The following is a 13,567-nucleotide window of genomic DNA, read 5'->3' on the forward strand; positions in this document are numbered from 1 at the left end:
GAAATAGGGAATCGGGGTGGCCGACATGTTGAATGAGAAAGCCATAGTACTTGATGAACAGGCCATTAGCAGAGCCTTGACGAGAATTGCCCATGAAATTATTGAAAAAAATAAGGGTATTGAGAATTGCGTCTTAATCGGGATCCGTACACGCGGGATTTTCCTCGCCGACCGGCTTGCAAAGCGCATCAATCAAATAGAAGGTAAGGAAATAGAGCTGGGTGAACTGGATATTACACTTTATCGCGATGACCTCTCGAAAAAGTCCAATGATGGGGAACCCGTAGTAAAAGGTTCAGACATTCCGGTCAATATCAGCAACAAGAAAGTGATTTTAGTGGATGATGTTCTTTTTACCGGCAGAACCGTTAGAGCGGCAATGGATGCTCTGGTGGATTTGGGAAGACCTTCGCAAATCCAGCTCGCGGTATTAGTTGACAGGGGACATAGGGAACTGCCGATACGTGCGGATTTCGTCGGAAAAAACGTTCCGACTTCCCAATCTGAAAAAATTACAGTTACTTTAACAGAAGTAGACGAAATAGATCAAGTCACTATATTAGAAAAATAAACAACATGAAAATTTCATAACCCTTTTAAAGACAGTCCAGAGAGGCTGGCAAAGGGAGTCAATCGGGAGAGTTGTGTCTATGTATAGGCATTCCGCCTTCTGAGAAACCCTCTTTGTATAAACTGCAAAGAGGGTTTTTGCAGTCTTGATGCAATTTTCATGAGGGGGATTCGGAAATGGAAGAAACAAAAAGGGACATCGTACTGGATGTCGAGGACGTGCCAAAGGCTGGCCAGTGGATTACGTTAAGCATCCAGCATTTGTTCGCCATGTTCGGAGCAACGGTACTGGTGCCATTCTTGGTTGGGTTAAGCCCGGCGGTAGCACTGGTTTCAAGCGGATTAGGAACACTTTCATACTTATTGATTACAAAAGGTCAGATTCCTGCATATCTCGGTTCATCTTTTGCCTTCATTACGCCAATCATCGCGGCAAAGGCTTTAGGAGGACCGGAAGCGGCCATGATCGGCTGTTTTGCAGCAGGGTTCATATATGGGATAGTAGCTTTGATTATCCAAAAAGTAGGATTGCGCTGGCTAATGAATTTGCTTCCTCCAGTTGTGGTTGGCCCAGTTATCATTGTAATCGGGTTAAGCCTCGCTGGAACGGCCGTGGACATGGCGATGTATGATCCGCAAAAAAATTACAGTGTCACTTATATTATAATAGCGCTAATAACTTTAGCGGTAACCATCATCTGCAACGTGTTCTTTAAGGGATTCATTAACTTGATTCCTATATTGATGGGAATAATAGTTGGCTACAGCTGTTCAGCAGTTGCGGGAATTATAGATTATGAACCAATTAAATCTGCACAATGGTGGGAAATGCCGAAATTCATGTTTCCTTATATAACCTATACACCGACCTTCTCATGGGAAGTCATTGCGATCATGGTCCCTGTGGCTGTCGTCACTTTATCAGAACATATCGGGCACCAGATGGTACTGAGCAAAGTAGTCGGAAGAAATTTTTTGGAAAAGCCCGGTTTGCATCGCTCGATTTTAGGAGATGGGGCAGGAATCATGATTGGTTCCTTAATCGGTGGGCCACCGCTCACATCATACGGTGAAAATATTGGGGTCCTGACCATGACAAAGGCATTTAGTGTTTATATCATCGGGGGGGCAGCGTTAACTGCAATCATCTTTGGCTTTAACGGTAAGATTTCAGCAGTCATCAGCTCGATTCCTACAGCAGTGATGGGCGGCATTTCCATCTTACTCTTCGGAATCATCGCATCAAGTGGCTTAAGGATGCTGATTGATAATAAGGTTGATTTTGACAAGAAAAGAAACCTGATGATAGCTTCAGTCATACTGGTGTTAGGAATCGGAGGCGCGTTTGTACAACTATCGAAAACAGTATCGCTTTCCGGCATGGCACTTTCAGCCATCGTCGGGATCCTTCTTAACTTGATTCTTCCGGAACGGGAAAAAATATCCGGAGACATCTTTGAAAAATAAGTGAAACTGCATCAAAACAATAGATCACCTTTTAAAAGAAGTCCAGAGAGGCTTAAAAGGGTGTTGCTGTAAAGATGAATGAGAACGGGATAAAATGATGAACCATTCCTCGTACTCACAATTCTTTATGACCTACACCCTATCCTTAATGGCGGGGTGTTTTTTATCCCCCGCATCACAAATGTGAAGGGAGCAGGATCGATGAAAATGTTATTTACGATGAATGAATTAACTATAACTGACATTGAAAAAATATTACATGAGGCTGAGGGATTTGCCAACGGATCTGGCTGGAATCCTAAACAGCAGACCACAGTTGCCAATCTGTTCTTTGAACCAAGCACACGAACAAAATCAAGCTTTGAAATGGCTGAAAGAAAACTGGGTCTTGAGGTCATTCCTTTTGATGCGGGTACATCATCCGTGTTAAAAGGGGAAACCTTATATGACACTGTTAAAACGTTCGAAGCAATAGGCGTCAATGCCTTGATCATCCGTCATGAGCAGGATAATTACTTTGACGAGTTAAAAGAGAAAATCGGTATTCCGATAATCAATGCAGGGGATGGATGCGGAAATCATCCAACCCAGTCATTACTTGACTTATTGACGATAAAACAGGAGTTTAAACGTTTCGAAGGGCTGAAGATTGCGATAATCGGGGATGTGAGGCATAGTCGGGTTGCAAAATCGAATGCAGAAGCATTGACTCGTTTAGGAGCGAATGTCGTATTTTCAGGTCCGCCTGGATGGTTTGACAGAACCAACAGTTTAGGAAGATATGAAGACATCGATCAAGCGATGGCGACATCGGATGTAGTCATGCTGCTCAGAATACAGCATGAAAGGCATATCGAAAAATACGACCAGGCAAATGGAGATTATCTGGAGAATTTTGGTCTGACCAAACAACGTGAAAAAAATATGAAACCGGGTGCGATCATCATGCATCCTGCACCAATAAACCGCGGTGTTGAAATAGCCAGTGAATTAGTCGAATGCAGCCGCTCAAGAATTTTTAAACAAATGAAAAATGGCGTGTTCATAAGAATGGCCGTATTGAAAAATGTGCTTGAACAATCCGAAGGGGGAATCAACCATGAAAACTGTAATCAAAAATGGAGTATTGCTAGATAATCAAAATTCATTCAAAAAAGCGGACATTGAAATAGAAGGAAAGGTCATCACAAAAATCGGCGAGAACTTATCAACGGAAAATTGTAAGGTTGTTGACGCTGAAGGGTTACTTATTACATCAGGGTTTATTGACCTGCATGTCCATTTGCGCGAACCGGGCGGTGAACATAAGGAAACAATCGCAAGTGGAACGCTTGCAGCGGCAAGAGGCGGTTTCACTACGGTAGCGGCGATGCCTAATACAAGGCCAGTTCCTGATACAGTGGAAAACCTTGAAGCTCTTAACCGAAAAATTGAAGAAACGGCGCATGTCCGGGTCCTCCCTTATGCATCCATAACGATTAGGGAAGCCGGCAAGGAGTTGACCGACTTTTCTTCATTAAAACAAACGGGTGCTTTCGCCTTTACGGACGATGGCGTAGGAATTCAAGAAGCCGGGATGATGTTTGAAGCGATGAAACGGGCAGCCGCACAGGATATGGCCATAGTAGCTCATTGTGAAGATAATAGCTTAATCAATAAAGGCTCCGTCCATGAAGGAAGATTCTCAAAGGAACAGGGGATCAATGGAATTCCGTCAGTATGTGAAGCTGTACATATTGCCAGGGATATCCTCCTTGCGGAAGCGGCAGACTGCCATTATCACGTTTGCCATATATCCACGAAGGAATCGGTTAGAACGGTGAGGGATGCCAAACGTGCAGGTATTCGTGTCACAGCCGAAGTTACACCGCATCATTTATTATTGTGTGAAGATGATATACCGGGACTTGATACGAATTATAAAATGAACCCGCCATTAAGGGGGCGTGAAGATCGGGACGCGCTGATAGAAGGACTGCTTGATGGAACAATCGATTTTATAGCAACAGACCATGCCCCGCATGCGGCTGAGGAAAAAGCGCAGGGAATGCAGCTAGCTCCTTTCGGAATAGTGGGATTGGAAACGGCCTTCCCGTTGCTTTACACCGAATTGGTTAAAAAGGGCGTCATAACATTAAAGCAATTGGTCGATTTCCTGACGATCAAACCAGCTGAAAGTTTCTCGCTTCCTTATGGAGAGCTAAAGGAAGGTGCTACTGCCGATATCGTGCTCATCGATTTGGAAACGGAAAAAGGAATTAATAATGAAGAGTTTGCTTCAAAAGGAAAAAATACACCTTTTAATGAGAAGAAATGTTATGGCTGGCCAGTCATGACGATTGCAGAAGGAAAAACAGTTTGGGAAAAAGGACGTGTTCAAGGATGAAAAGACAACTAATTTTAGAAGACGGTACGGTTTTCCTTGGGGAAGCATTCGGAGGGGACGTAGAAAAAATAGGTGAAGTCGTTTTTAACACAGGAATGACAGGATACCAGGAGATTCTATCCGATCCATCTTATTGCGGTCAAATCGTTACACTTACGTATCCATTGATCGGGAACTACGGGATAAACCGGGATGACTTTGAATCCATCAATCCGGCAATATCAGGATTCGTCGTTAAGGAAACAGCAGAACTTCCTTCAAACTGGCGAAACCAATCATCTCTTGATGAATACCTGAAAATGAAGAACATACCTGGAATAAGCGGAATCGATACGAGAAAGCTGACAAGGATCATCAGGAAATCTGGTGCACTTAAAGGAGCGCTCTGCAATATCAATAAAGATGCCGAAGAGGTTGTTTCCCAGTTGAGAGCAACGGTAATTCCTTCTAATCAAGTGAAACAGGTTTCAACAAAAACACCATATTCAAGCCCGGGCAGAGGCCCGCGGGTAGTTCTTGTAGACTATGGCATGAAGCACGGGATTTTACGTGAGTTAACGAAGCGCGGCTGTGATGTCGTGGTTGTGCCTTATAACGTTACCGCTGAGGAAGTGATGCAATATCACCCAGATGGTGTGATGCTTTCAAACGGTCCTGGAGATCCGAAAAGTGTTCATGAAACGCTTGAAATGATCCGTACAATCCAAACGGAAGTGCCATTATTCGGAATCTGTTTAGGACATCAATTATTCGCACTTGCAAACGGGGCGGATACGGAAAAATTAAAATTCGGTCATCGAGGCTCTAACCATCCGGTTAAAGACCTTCGTACCGGGAAGATATCCATCACATCTCAAAATCATGGATACACAGTCGAAGAGCTTTCCATTAAAAAGACTGATCTTATTGTGACACATACAGCATTGAATGACGATACGATTGAAGGGCTGCGCCATAAAAAATATCCGGCTTTCACCGTACAATATCACCCGGAAGCATCACCAGGACCGGAAGACGCCAACTACTTATTCAATGAATTCTTACAAATGATTGAAGCTGCAAACACCAAGGGGGAAAAAACATGCCAAAACGCACTGATATAAAAAGCATCCTAGTAATTGGTTCCGGTCCGATCGTCATCGGACAGGCCGCCGAGTTCGATTATGCAGGAACCCAAGCATGTATAGCCTTAAAAGAAGAAGGTTATCGAGTGATCCTGATTAACTCTAACCCGGCTACAATCATGACAGACAGTGAAATGGCCGATGCGGTTTATATCGAACCGATCACATTGGAATTTGTCAGCAAAATCATTCGTAAAGAGCGTCCAGATGCACTATTACCTACCCTGGGCGGACAGACTGGATTGAACATGGCAGTCGAGCTTGCCGAAGCAGGAATCCTTGAAGAATGCAATGTGCAAATTCTTGGAACGAAACTTTCCGCTATCCAACAAGCCGAAGACCGTGACCTTTTCCGTACCCTGATGAACGATCTTGGGGAACCAGTACCTGACAGCGACATTATTCATAATTTGGAAGAGGCTTATACTTTCGTGGAACGAGTCGGTTATCCGGTCATTGTTCGTCCGGCCTTCACGCTTGGCGGAACAGGCGGTGGGATTTGTGATAACGAAGAGCAACTGATCGAGATTGTTGAGGGTGGCCTGAAAAGCAGTCCGGTTCACCAATGTCTGCTTGAGAAGAGCATTGCCGGTTGCAAAGAAGTGGAATATGAAGTGATGCGGGATTCCAATGATAATGCAATTGTCGTTTGTAATATGGAAAACTTCGACCCTGTAGGTGTCCATACAGGCGATTCAATAGTTGCCGCACCAAGCCAAACATTAAGTGACAGAGAGTATCAAATGCTTAGAAATACGTCTTTAAAGATTATCCGTGCCTTGAAAATTGAAGGTGGGTGCAATGTTCAGCTTGCGCTTGATCCGAACAGCTATCAATATTATGTCATTGAAGTGAACCCTAGGGTCAGCCGTTCGTCAGCACTTGCTTCAAAAGCAACAGGATATCCAATTGCGAAGCTAGCAGCAAAGATAGCGGTCGGTTTGACGCTTGATGAAATGATGAACCCTGTCACAGGCAAAACCTATGCGAGCTTCGAACCGGCACTAGACTATGTAGTTACGAAGATTCCGCGTTGGCCTTTCGATAAGTTCGAGAGCGCAAATCGCAGGCTTGGGACACAAATGAAAGCGACCGGAGAAGTTATGGCAATCGGCCGTACATTTGAAGAATCCATCTTAAAAGCTGTTCGTTCCCTTGAAGCAGGTATATATCATCTTGAATTGAATGACGAGTTTGAGGATGGAAAAATAGAGAAGCGGATCCGAAAAGCGGGAGATGAACGGTTATTCTATATCGGCGAAGCATTAAGAAGGGGGAAAACGATCGAAACCATTCACGAATGGAGCCAGATCGATTTATTCTTCTTGCATAAGTTGAAAAAGATAATCGACTTTGAGAAGGAGCTTCAAGAACATTCTTTTGATCGTGAAGTTTTGCAAAAGGCTAAAGAACTAGGATTTTCTGATAAAACGATCGCAGAAATTTGGGAAGTTCCCGAAATTGACGTTTATGAGTACCGGAAACAACAAGGGATCATCCCTGTTTACAAAATGGTCGATACATGTGCTGCGGAATTCGAATCGGAAACACCGTATTTTTATGGGACATACGAAGATGAAAATGAATCCATCGTTACTGAAAAGAAAAGTGTCATTGTCCTGGGGTCTGGCCCAATTCGTATAGGACAAGGTGTAGAGTTTGATTATGCGACAGTACATTCAGTATGGGCAATCAAAGAAGCGGGGTATGAAGCGATCATCATCAACAACAATCCCGAAACAGTTTCGACGGATTTCAGTATCTCCGACAAACTTTACTTCGAACCATTGACTCTTGAAGATGTCATGCATGTCATCGACTTGGAAAAACCAGAAGGGGTCATTGTCCAGTTTGGTGGACAGACGGCGATTAACCTTGCAGATGGTCTTGTTGAAAGAGGAGTGAAGATCCTTGGTACTTCACTTGAAGACCTGGATAGGGCGGAAAACCGTAATAAATTCGAAAAGGCACTTAAGGATTTAGACATTCCGCAGCCGAAGGGTAAAACCGCAACATCGGTTGATGAAGCGATCGTCATTGCTGAAGACATTGGTTACCCGGTATTAGTAAGGCCTTCGTATGTACTCGGGGGAAGAGCGATGGAAATCGTCTATAAACAAGAGGAATTACTGCATTACATGAAAAATGCTGTGAAGATAAATCCAGATCATCCTGTCCTGATAGATCGCTACTTGACAGGTAAGGAAGTCGAAGTCGATGGAATTTCCGATGGAGAAACGGTCGTAATCCCAGGAATAATGGAGCATATTGAACGTGCTGGCGTCCATTCCGGTGATTCGATTGCAGTCTATCCGCCTCAAAATCTAACGGAAAAACAAAAAGAGGTAATCATAGACTATACGACAAGATTGGCAAAAGGCTTGAATATAATTGGTCTCTTGAACATTCAATATGTCATCAGCAATGAAGAAGTGTATGTCATTGAAGTAAATCCACGTTCGAGCCGAACCGTTCCATTCTTAAGTAAAATTACGAATGTGCCGATGGCTAACTTAGCCACAAAGGTCATCCTGGGCCACTCACTTAAAAGCCAGGGGTATGAATCCGGATTAGTGCCAGAACAAACTGGGGTTTATGTAAAAGTTCCGGTCTTCTCTTTTGCAAAATTAAGAGGTGTGGACATTTCACTCGGACCTGAAATGAAATCGACTGGTGAAGTAATGGGAAAAGATAGCACACTTGAAAAGGCTTTATATAAAGGACTGGTCGCTTCCGGCTTCAAGATTGAGGGGCATGGTTCGGTATTATTGACGATATCTGATAAAGATAAGCAAGAAGCGCTTCTTTTAGCAAAACGCTTCCATAATATCGGTTTCAAGCTGATAGCCACCAGCGGAACTGCTGCCTTATTGGAGCAATCCGGAATACCGACTGCGATTGTCGGTAAAATTGGCGAAGAAGGCACAAACCTCTTGGATGTTATCCGAAACGGGGAAGCACAATTCGTCATAAACACTTTGACCAAAGGGAAGCAGCCGGAACGCGATGGTTTTAGAATCCGACGTGAATCGGTTGAGAATGGAGTGACATGCCTTACATCCCTCGATACGGCAGAAGCCATTTTAAGAGTGATAGAATCCATGACCTTCTCGGCAGAGGCAATGGGAAAAACGGAAAAAAGTCGTGAGGTGAGCTATATATGATCAAGAAGGAAAGAATGAAGGTGTTAACTCATAAAGAACTGGCCCCATCCATCTTTGAACTTACTCTTCAAGGAGAACTGGTTTCAGAGATGAAACAACCAGGCCAGTTTGTCCAAGTCAAGACAACAGAAGGCACAGAGCCATTGTTAAGACGCCCGATTTCAATTTCTTCTTATAACAGCAGTGAAAAACAGTTCACGATGATATACCGGGCTGAAGGTAAAGGAACGACGCTGTTATCACAGCGTAAACAGGCAGAAGCGGTCGATATCTTAGGTCCCCTTGGCAATGGATTCCCTGTTCATGAAGCAAAAAAAGGCGAAACGGCATTATTGGTTGGTGGTGGGATTGGTGTCCCGCCCCTGTATCAATTATCAAAGATGTTGGTTGCAAATGGTGTCAGGGTGATCCATGTATTGGGCTTCCAGACCAAGTCAGCCATCTTTTACGAGAAAGAGTTTAGTGAATTAGGTGATACCCATATTGCCACAGTGGATGGTTCATATGGGACAAAAGGATTTGTTACGACTGTGATTGACAACCTGGAACAGGAGTTTGCAACGATCTTTTCATGCGGGCCTACACCAATGCTAAAAGCATTGGAAGCGGGCTATCGTGAAAAAAAGCTTTACCTGTCCCTCGAGGAAAGGATGGGGTGCGGCATCGGTGCTTGCTTTGCTTGCGTATGTCATACAGGGGATGATCCAACTGGTTTCAGTTACAAAAAGGTATGCAGCGATGGACCCGTATTCCGGGCAGGAGAGGTGGTATTATGAGCAGGCTTTCAGTTGAGTTACCAGGATTACACTTGAAAAATCCAGTCATGCCAGCATCTGGATGCTTTGGGTTCGGCCGTGAATACAGTCAATTTTTTGACTTGGATATTCTTGGGGCGATCATGATTAAAGCGACCACTCCTGAGCCGAGGTTCGGTAACCCGACTCCGCGTGTTGCGGAAACCTCTTCGGGAATGCTGAACGCCATCGGTCTGCAGAATCCAGGTTTAGAAAAAGTCATCAGTAAAGAACTGGCTTGGTTAGGTGGATATGATGTCCCTATCATCGCTAACGTTGCGGGTTCACAAATAGCTGACTATGTAAAGGTTGCCAGTGACATAAGTAAGGTGGGGAATGTAAAGGCACTCGAATTGAATATCTCTTGTCCGAATGTTAAAGAAGGAGGCATAGCTTTCGGTACGGTACCGGAAGTTGCCAAAGAGGTAACCAAGGCGGTCAAGGAAGTATCTTCGGTTCCTGTATATGTGAAGCTTTCACCGAATGTCAGTAATATTGTGGAAATGGCCAAAGCTGTAGAAGAAGGCGGGGCTGACGGGTTGACAATGATAAACACATTAGTCGGCATGCGTTTGGATTTAAAAACCGGCAGGCCGATTCTTTCGAACAGAACGGGTGGGTTATCTGGTCCTGCAATAAAACCTGTTGCGCTCCGGATGATTTATGAGGTGAGCCAGCAAGTGTCGATTCCAATAATCGGAATGGGCGGAATCGCTACAGCAGAAGATGTCATTGAATTTTTCTATGCAGGTGCCAGTGCTGTTGCGGTGGGAACCGCCAACTTCGTGGATCCCTTTGTATGCCCGACCATAATCGAAGAATTACCGAAATTGTTGGATGAGCTTGGGTTTGACCATATTTCAGAATGTACCGGAAGGAGCTGGAAGCAGAATGAAGCAGTCACTAATTATCGCCCTTGATTTCCCGGACCTCATTCAAACGGAAAGATTTTTGAGTCAGTTCCCCTCCGAAAAACTCGCTGTAAAAGTGGGGATGGAATTATTTTATCAGAATGGACCAGCAATTATTTCTTACGTAAAAGAGCAAGGCCATGATGTGTTTTTGGACTTGAAACTTCATGATATTCCGAATACGGTCAAAATGGCCATGACAGGTTTGGCAACTTTAGGAGCTGACATGGTCAATGTACATGCTGCGGGTGGTCAAAAGATGATGGAAGCAGCTATGGAGGGTCTGGATAAAGGAACGTCAGCTGGAAAAAAACGTCCTTTATGCATAGGGGTTACCCAACTGACAAGCACGTCACAAGAACAAATGAACGTTGAGCAAAACATTGCCGGTTCTCTGGAGGACTCGGTCCTCCATTATGCAAAGCTTACTCAACAGGCAGGATTGGATGGCGTTGTCTGTTCCACTCATGAAGTAAAGAACATACATGAACGCATCGGACTTGAATTCTTAACAGTCACACCTGGAATCCGAAGTGCAGGTGGACAGACGCATGATCAAAAGAGAATTGCCACGCCTGAACAGGCAAGGGATTTTGGAGCGGATGCCATCGTTGTCGGGAGAGCCATAACGGGAGCTAAAGATCCATTAAAGGCCTATTTGGATATGAAAGCAGCTTGGGAGGGAATTTCATGTTAAATCAAAAGATAGCTGAACATTTATTGGAAATAAAAGCAGTGTACCTACAGCCGAATGACCCCTTCACTTGGGCATCTGGAATTCAATCACCCATTTATTGCGACAACCGCTTGACCCTTTCGTACCCAGAAGTCCGGAAGGAAATAGCGGAAGGGCTGAAAGGATTGATTGAACAGCATTTCCCTGAGGCTGAACTGATCGCAGGCACAGCAACTGCCGGCATTCCGCATGCAGCTTGGGTGAGTGAAAAATTAAATGCACCCATGTGCTATGTTCGCTCCAAAGCTAAGGAGCACGGAAAGGGCAATCAAATCGAAGGCCGAGCTATTCCAGGACAAAAAGTTGTAGTTGTGGAAGACTTGATTTCAACCGGAGGCAGTGTAATTACTGCTGTTAACGCACTAAAAGAAGCTGGCTGTGAGGTTCTTGGAGTTGTTTCGATCTTTACTTACGAATTGGAAAAGGGAAAAGAAAAATTCAATGCTGAGGGTATCACTAACCATTCGTTGAGTGACTACTCGACTTTGATAAAAGTCGCAAATGAAAAAGGGTATATAACAGCAGATGAATTGGAAAAGCTAAAAAAATGGCGGGAGAATCCGGCAGATACTGCTTGGATTTCAGCATGAAAATGGAGGTGGCCCAATCACTCAGGATTGGGTCACCTCTATTTTTTTACCATTCAATCCTTTACTTCTTCCTTTAAGCGAATGACAATATCGGCATCTGGAGTAATATATAAGGTTTGCTGCTGATCATAGATCACGAAACCAGGCTTTGAGCCATTCGGTTTCTTAACATGGCGAACTTGTGTAAAGTCAACGGGCACTGAGCTCGATTGCTTTGCTTTACTGAAGAAAGCTGCTAATACGGCCGCTTCTTTAATCGTTTTTTCACTTGGTGATTCATTTCGAATCACTACATGTGAGCCAGGGATATCTTTGGTGTGAAGCCAAATCTCATCACGGCGAGCGAACTTATTCGTTAGGTAATCATTTTGTTTATTATTTTTCCCAACAAAAATGAGATCTCCATCGGTAGCATAATATGTTTCAAGCTGAGGTTTTGCATTGGCTGGCTTTTTCATGCCTTTTTTCTTTTTTTGCCGGATGTAGCCTTCTTCCTGAAGTTCTTCGCGAATCTCCTCTATATCTTTGGGGGAAGCTGATTGGAGCTGCTGATGCAAGGCATCAAAGTAGGCCAATTCCAATTTTGATTTTTCGATTTGCTCTTGAACGACACCGACTGCATTTTTAGACTTTTGGTATCTCGAGAAGTACTTTTGTGCATTATCGGATGGATTTTTTAATGGATCAAGCGGGATGATGACCGTACCTTGTTCTTCATCATAATAATTGACGACTTCAATTTCCTTCATGCCTTTTTTCATTTGATATAGATTAGCTGTAAGCAGCTCACCGAACAACTGATACTGTTCCCCGCGTTCCGTATCTTTTAATGTTCGTTCAAGCTTCCCGATTTTTTTTGAGTTCTTTTCCATTTCATTAGTAATGAAACGTTCTACATCCTGGCTCTTTTGCTTAACCCGATCACGTTCTGCCTTTCCGAAATAATAACGGTCGAGCATTTCGCATAATGAAGAAAAAGTACGCTGTTTTCCTGTCAGATGCTCTAGTGAAAGCATATAAAAAACTTCTTTATTGCCATCTTGTTTGATCGTCGCGGCATAGTTATGTTCTGAGATTTCTTGGATAAGCCCTGAAAAAGCTGATGGAAGGGTGGTGCTGTTGGCCAATCCAGCCCGGTAAACGGCTTCCTTTGCAGCTAAAGGTGAAATTCCTGAAAAATGGGCAACAAGCTGTTTATCTAGTTTTCCTGCATTGAAGTCAATATTCTTCCTGATATCGTCCTCCGTAGCATTGAAGGGATTATCCTTTTCTTGTGCGGGTGGCACCTTATATTCCTGGCCGGGCAATATCGCCCGATAGCTGTTCACTGCATAGGAAACATGCTTAATGCTATCTAAAATCATATTCCGTTCTTTATCGACTAAAACAATGTTGCTGTGACGCCCCATGATTTCAATGATTAACTGCTTTTTAGAAACATCTCCAAGCTCATTGCGGCCTTTCACCTCAAAGATGATCATCCTATCAAGTTCATATTGATAAATATCTTCTATCGTATAGCCTTCGAGGTGCTTCCTAAGAAGCATACAGAACATGGGTGCTTCTTTAGGATTTTCATAACTTTCTTCGGTCAATTGCACCCTTGAATAACTTGGGTGGGCTGATAATAAGAGTTTATGGTTCTTACCTCCAGCACGAACAACCAGTATTACTTCATTTTTATAAGGCTGATGTACCTTATTGATTCGTCCACCTTTTAATATAGAAGCGATTTCTTCCGTCATCGCTTTCGTAAATAATCCATCAAATGACATTCTATTTTTACTTCCTTTACATAAGATTTTCTATGATACTAAATTCTGCA

At 43.6% G+C, this 13,567-nt stretch carries 11 protein-coding genes; 10 read left to right on the forward strand and 1 reads right to left on the reverse strand.

The features are described from left to right. Positions 1 to 25 precede the first annotated feature (25 nt). The 10 genes from pyrR to pyrE all read left to right on the forward strand — a co-directional run bounded on the left by pyrR (position 26) and on the right by pyrE (position 11,742). Positions 26 to 571, forward strand: a complete 546-nt coding sequence (gene pyrR / locus ACFX4X_RS09165; RefSeq protein WP_061462346.1) for a bifunctional pyr operon transcriptional regulator/uracil phosphoribosyltransferase PyrR — start codon at positions 26 to 28, stop codon at positions 569 to 571. Between the two features lie 176 nt (positions 572 to 747). Next, positions 748 to 2,037, forward strand: coding sequence for a solute carrier family 23 protein (locus ACFX4X_RS09170; RefSeq protein ID WP_377383034.1), 1,290 nt, complete (start codon positions 748 to 750; stop codon positions 2,035 to 2,037). A gap of 201 nt (positions 2,038 to 2,238) precedes the next feature. Next, the gene (locus tag ACFX4X_RS09175; protein ID WP_377383035.1) at positions 2,239 to 3,174 is read left to right on the forward strand and encodes an aspartate carbamoyltransferase catalytic subunit; all 936 of its coding nucleotides are present in this window, start codon (positions 2,239 to 2,241) and stop codon (positions 3,172 to 3,174) included. After that, the gene (locus tag ACFX4X_RS09180) at positions 3,137 to 4,423 is read left to right on the forward strand and encodes a dihydroorotase (RefSeq protein WP_377383037.1); all 1,287 of its coding nucleotides are present in this window, start codon (positions 3,137 to 3,139) and stop codon (positions 4,421 to 4,423) included. Before ACFX4X_RS09175 ends, ACFX4X_RS09180 begins: the two co-directional genes overlap by 38 nt. Beyond that, positions 4,420 to 5,526 carry a carbamoyl phosphate synthase small subunit gene (locus ACFX4X_RS09185; RefSeq protein WP_061462350.1) on the forward strand — a complete coding sequence of 369 codons (1,107 nt, stop codon included), beginning with the start codon at positions 4,420 to 4,422 and terminating at the stop codon, positions 5,524 to 5,526. The genes ACFX4X_RS09180 and ACFX4X_RS09185 overlap by 4 nt, the downstream gene beginning before the upstream one ends. After that, a complete protein-coding gene (gene carB, locus ACFX4X_RS09190; RefSeq protein WP_377383039.1) occupies positions 5,505 to 8,711 on the forward strand; it encodes a carbamoyl-phosphate synthase large subunit in 3,207 nt (1,068 codons plus the stop codon). The genes ACFX4X_RS09185 and carB overlap by 22 nt, the downstream gene beginning before the upstream one ends. After that, positions 8,708 to 9,487 carry a dihydroorotate dehydrogenase electron transfer subunit gene (locus tag ACFX4X_RS09195; protein ID WP_061462352.1) on the forward strand — a complete coding sequence of 260 codons (780 nt, stop codon included), beginning with the start codon at positions 8,708 to 8,710 and terminating at the stop codon, positions 9,485 to 9,487. Before carB ends, ACFX4X_RS09195 begins: the two co-directional genes overlap by 4 nt. After that, positions 9,484 to 10,425, forward strand: a complete 942-nt coding sequence (locus tag ACFX4X_RS09200; protein ID WP_377383042.1) for a dihydroorotate dehydrogenase — start codon at positions 9,484 to 9,486, stop codon at positions 10,423 to 10,425. The genes ACFX4X_RS09195 and ACFX4X_RS09200 overlap by 4 nt, the downstream gene beginning before the upstream one ends. After that, positions 10,397 to 11,113 (forward strand): orotidine-5'-phosphate decarboxylase, encoded by a 717-nt coding sequence (gene pyrF, locus ACFX4X_RS09205; RefSeq protein ID WP_061462354.1) that lies wholly within the window; start codon positions 10,397 to 10,399, stop codon positions 11,111 to 11,113. The genes ACFX4X_RS09200 and pyrF overlap by 29 nt, the downstream gene beginning before the upstream one ends. After that, positions 11,107 to 11,742, forward strand: coding sequence for an orotate phosphoribosyltransferase (gene pyrE / locus ACFX4X_RS09210; protein ID WP_061462355.1), 636 nt, complete (start codon positions 11,107 to 11,109; stop codon positions 11,740 to 11,742). Before pyrF ends, pyrE begins: the two co-directional genes overlap by 7 nt. Positions 11,743 to 11,795: 53 nt before the next feature. Here pyrE and ACFX4X_RS09215 read toward each other — a convergent pair whose 3' ends face one another. Next, on the reverse strand, positions 11,796 to 13,517 hold the full coding sequence (locus tag ACFX4X_RS09215) for an Rqc2 family fibronectin-binding protein (protein WP_377383044.1): 1,722 nt from the start codon (positions 13,515 to 13,517) through the stop codon (positions 11,796 to 11,798). Between the last annotated feature and the right edge of the window lie 50 nt (positions 13,518 to 13,567).

The sequence above is a fragment of the Peribacillus sp. YIM B13481 genome, assembly GCF_042787985.1.
In the GTDB taxonomy this organism is placed as follows: Bacteria; Bacillota; Bacilli; order Bacillales; family DSM-1321; genus Peribacillus; species Peribacillus simplex_A.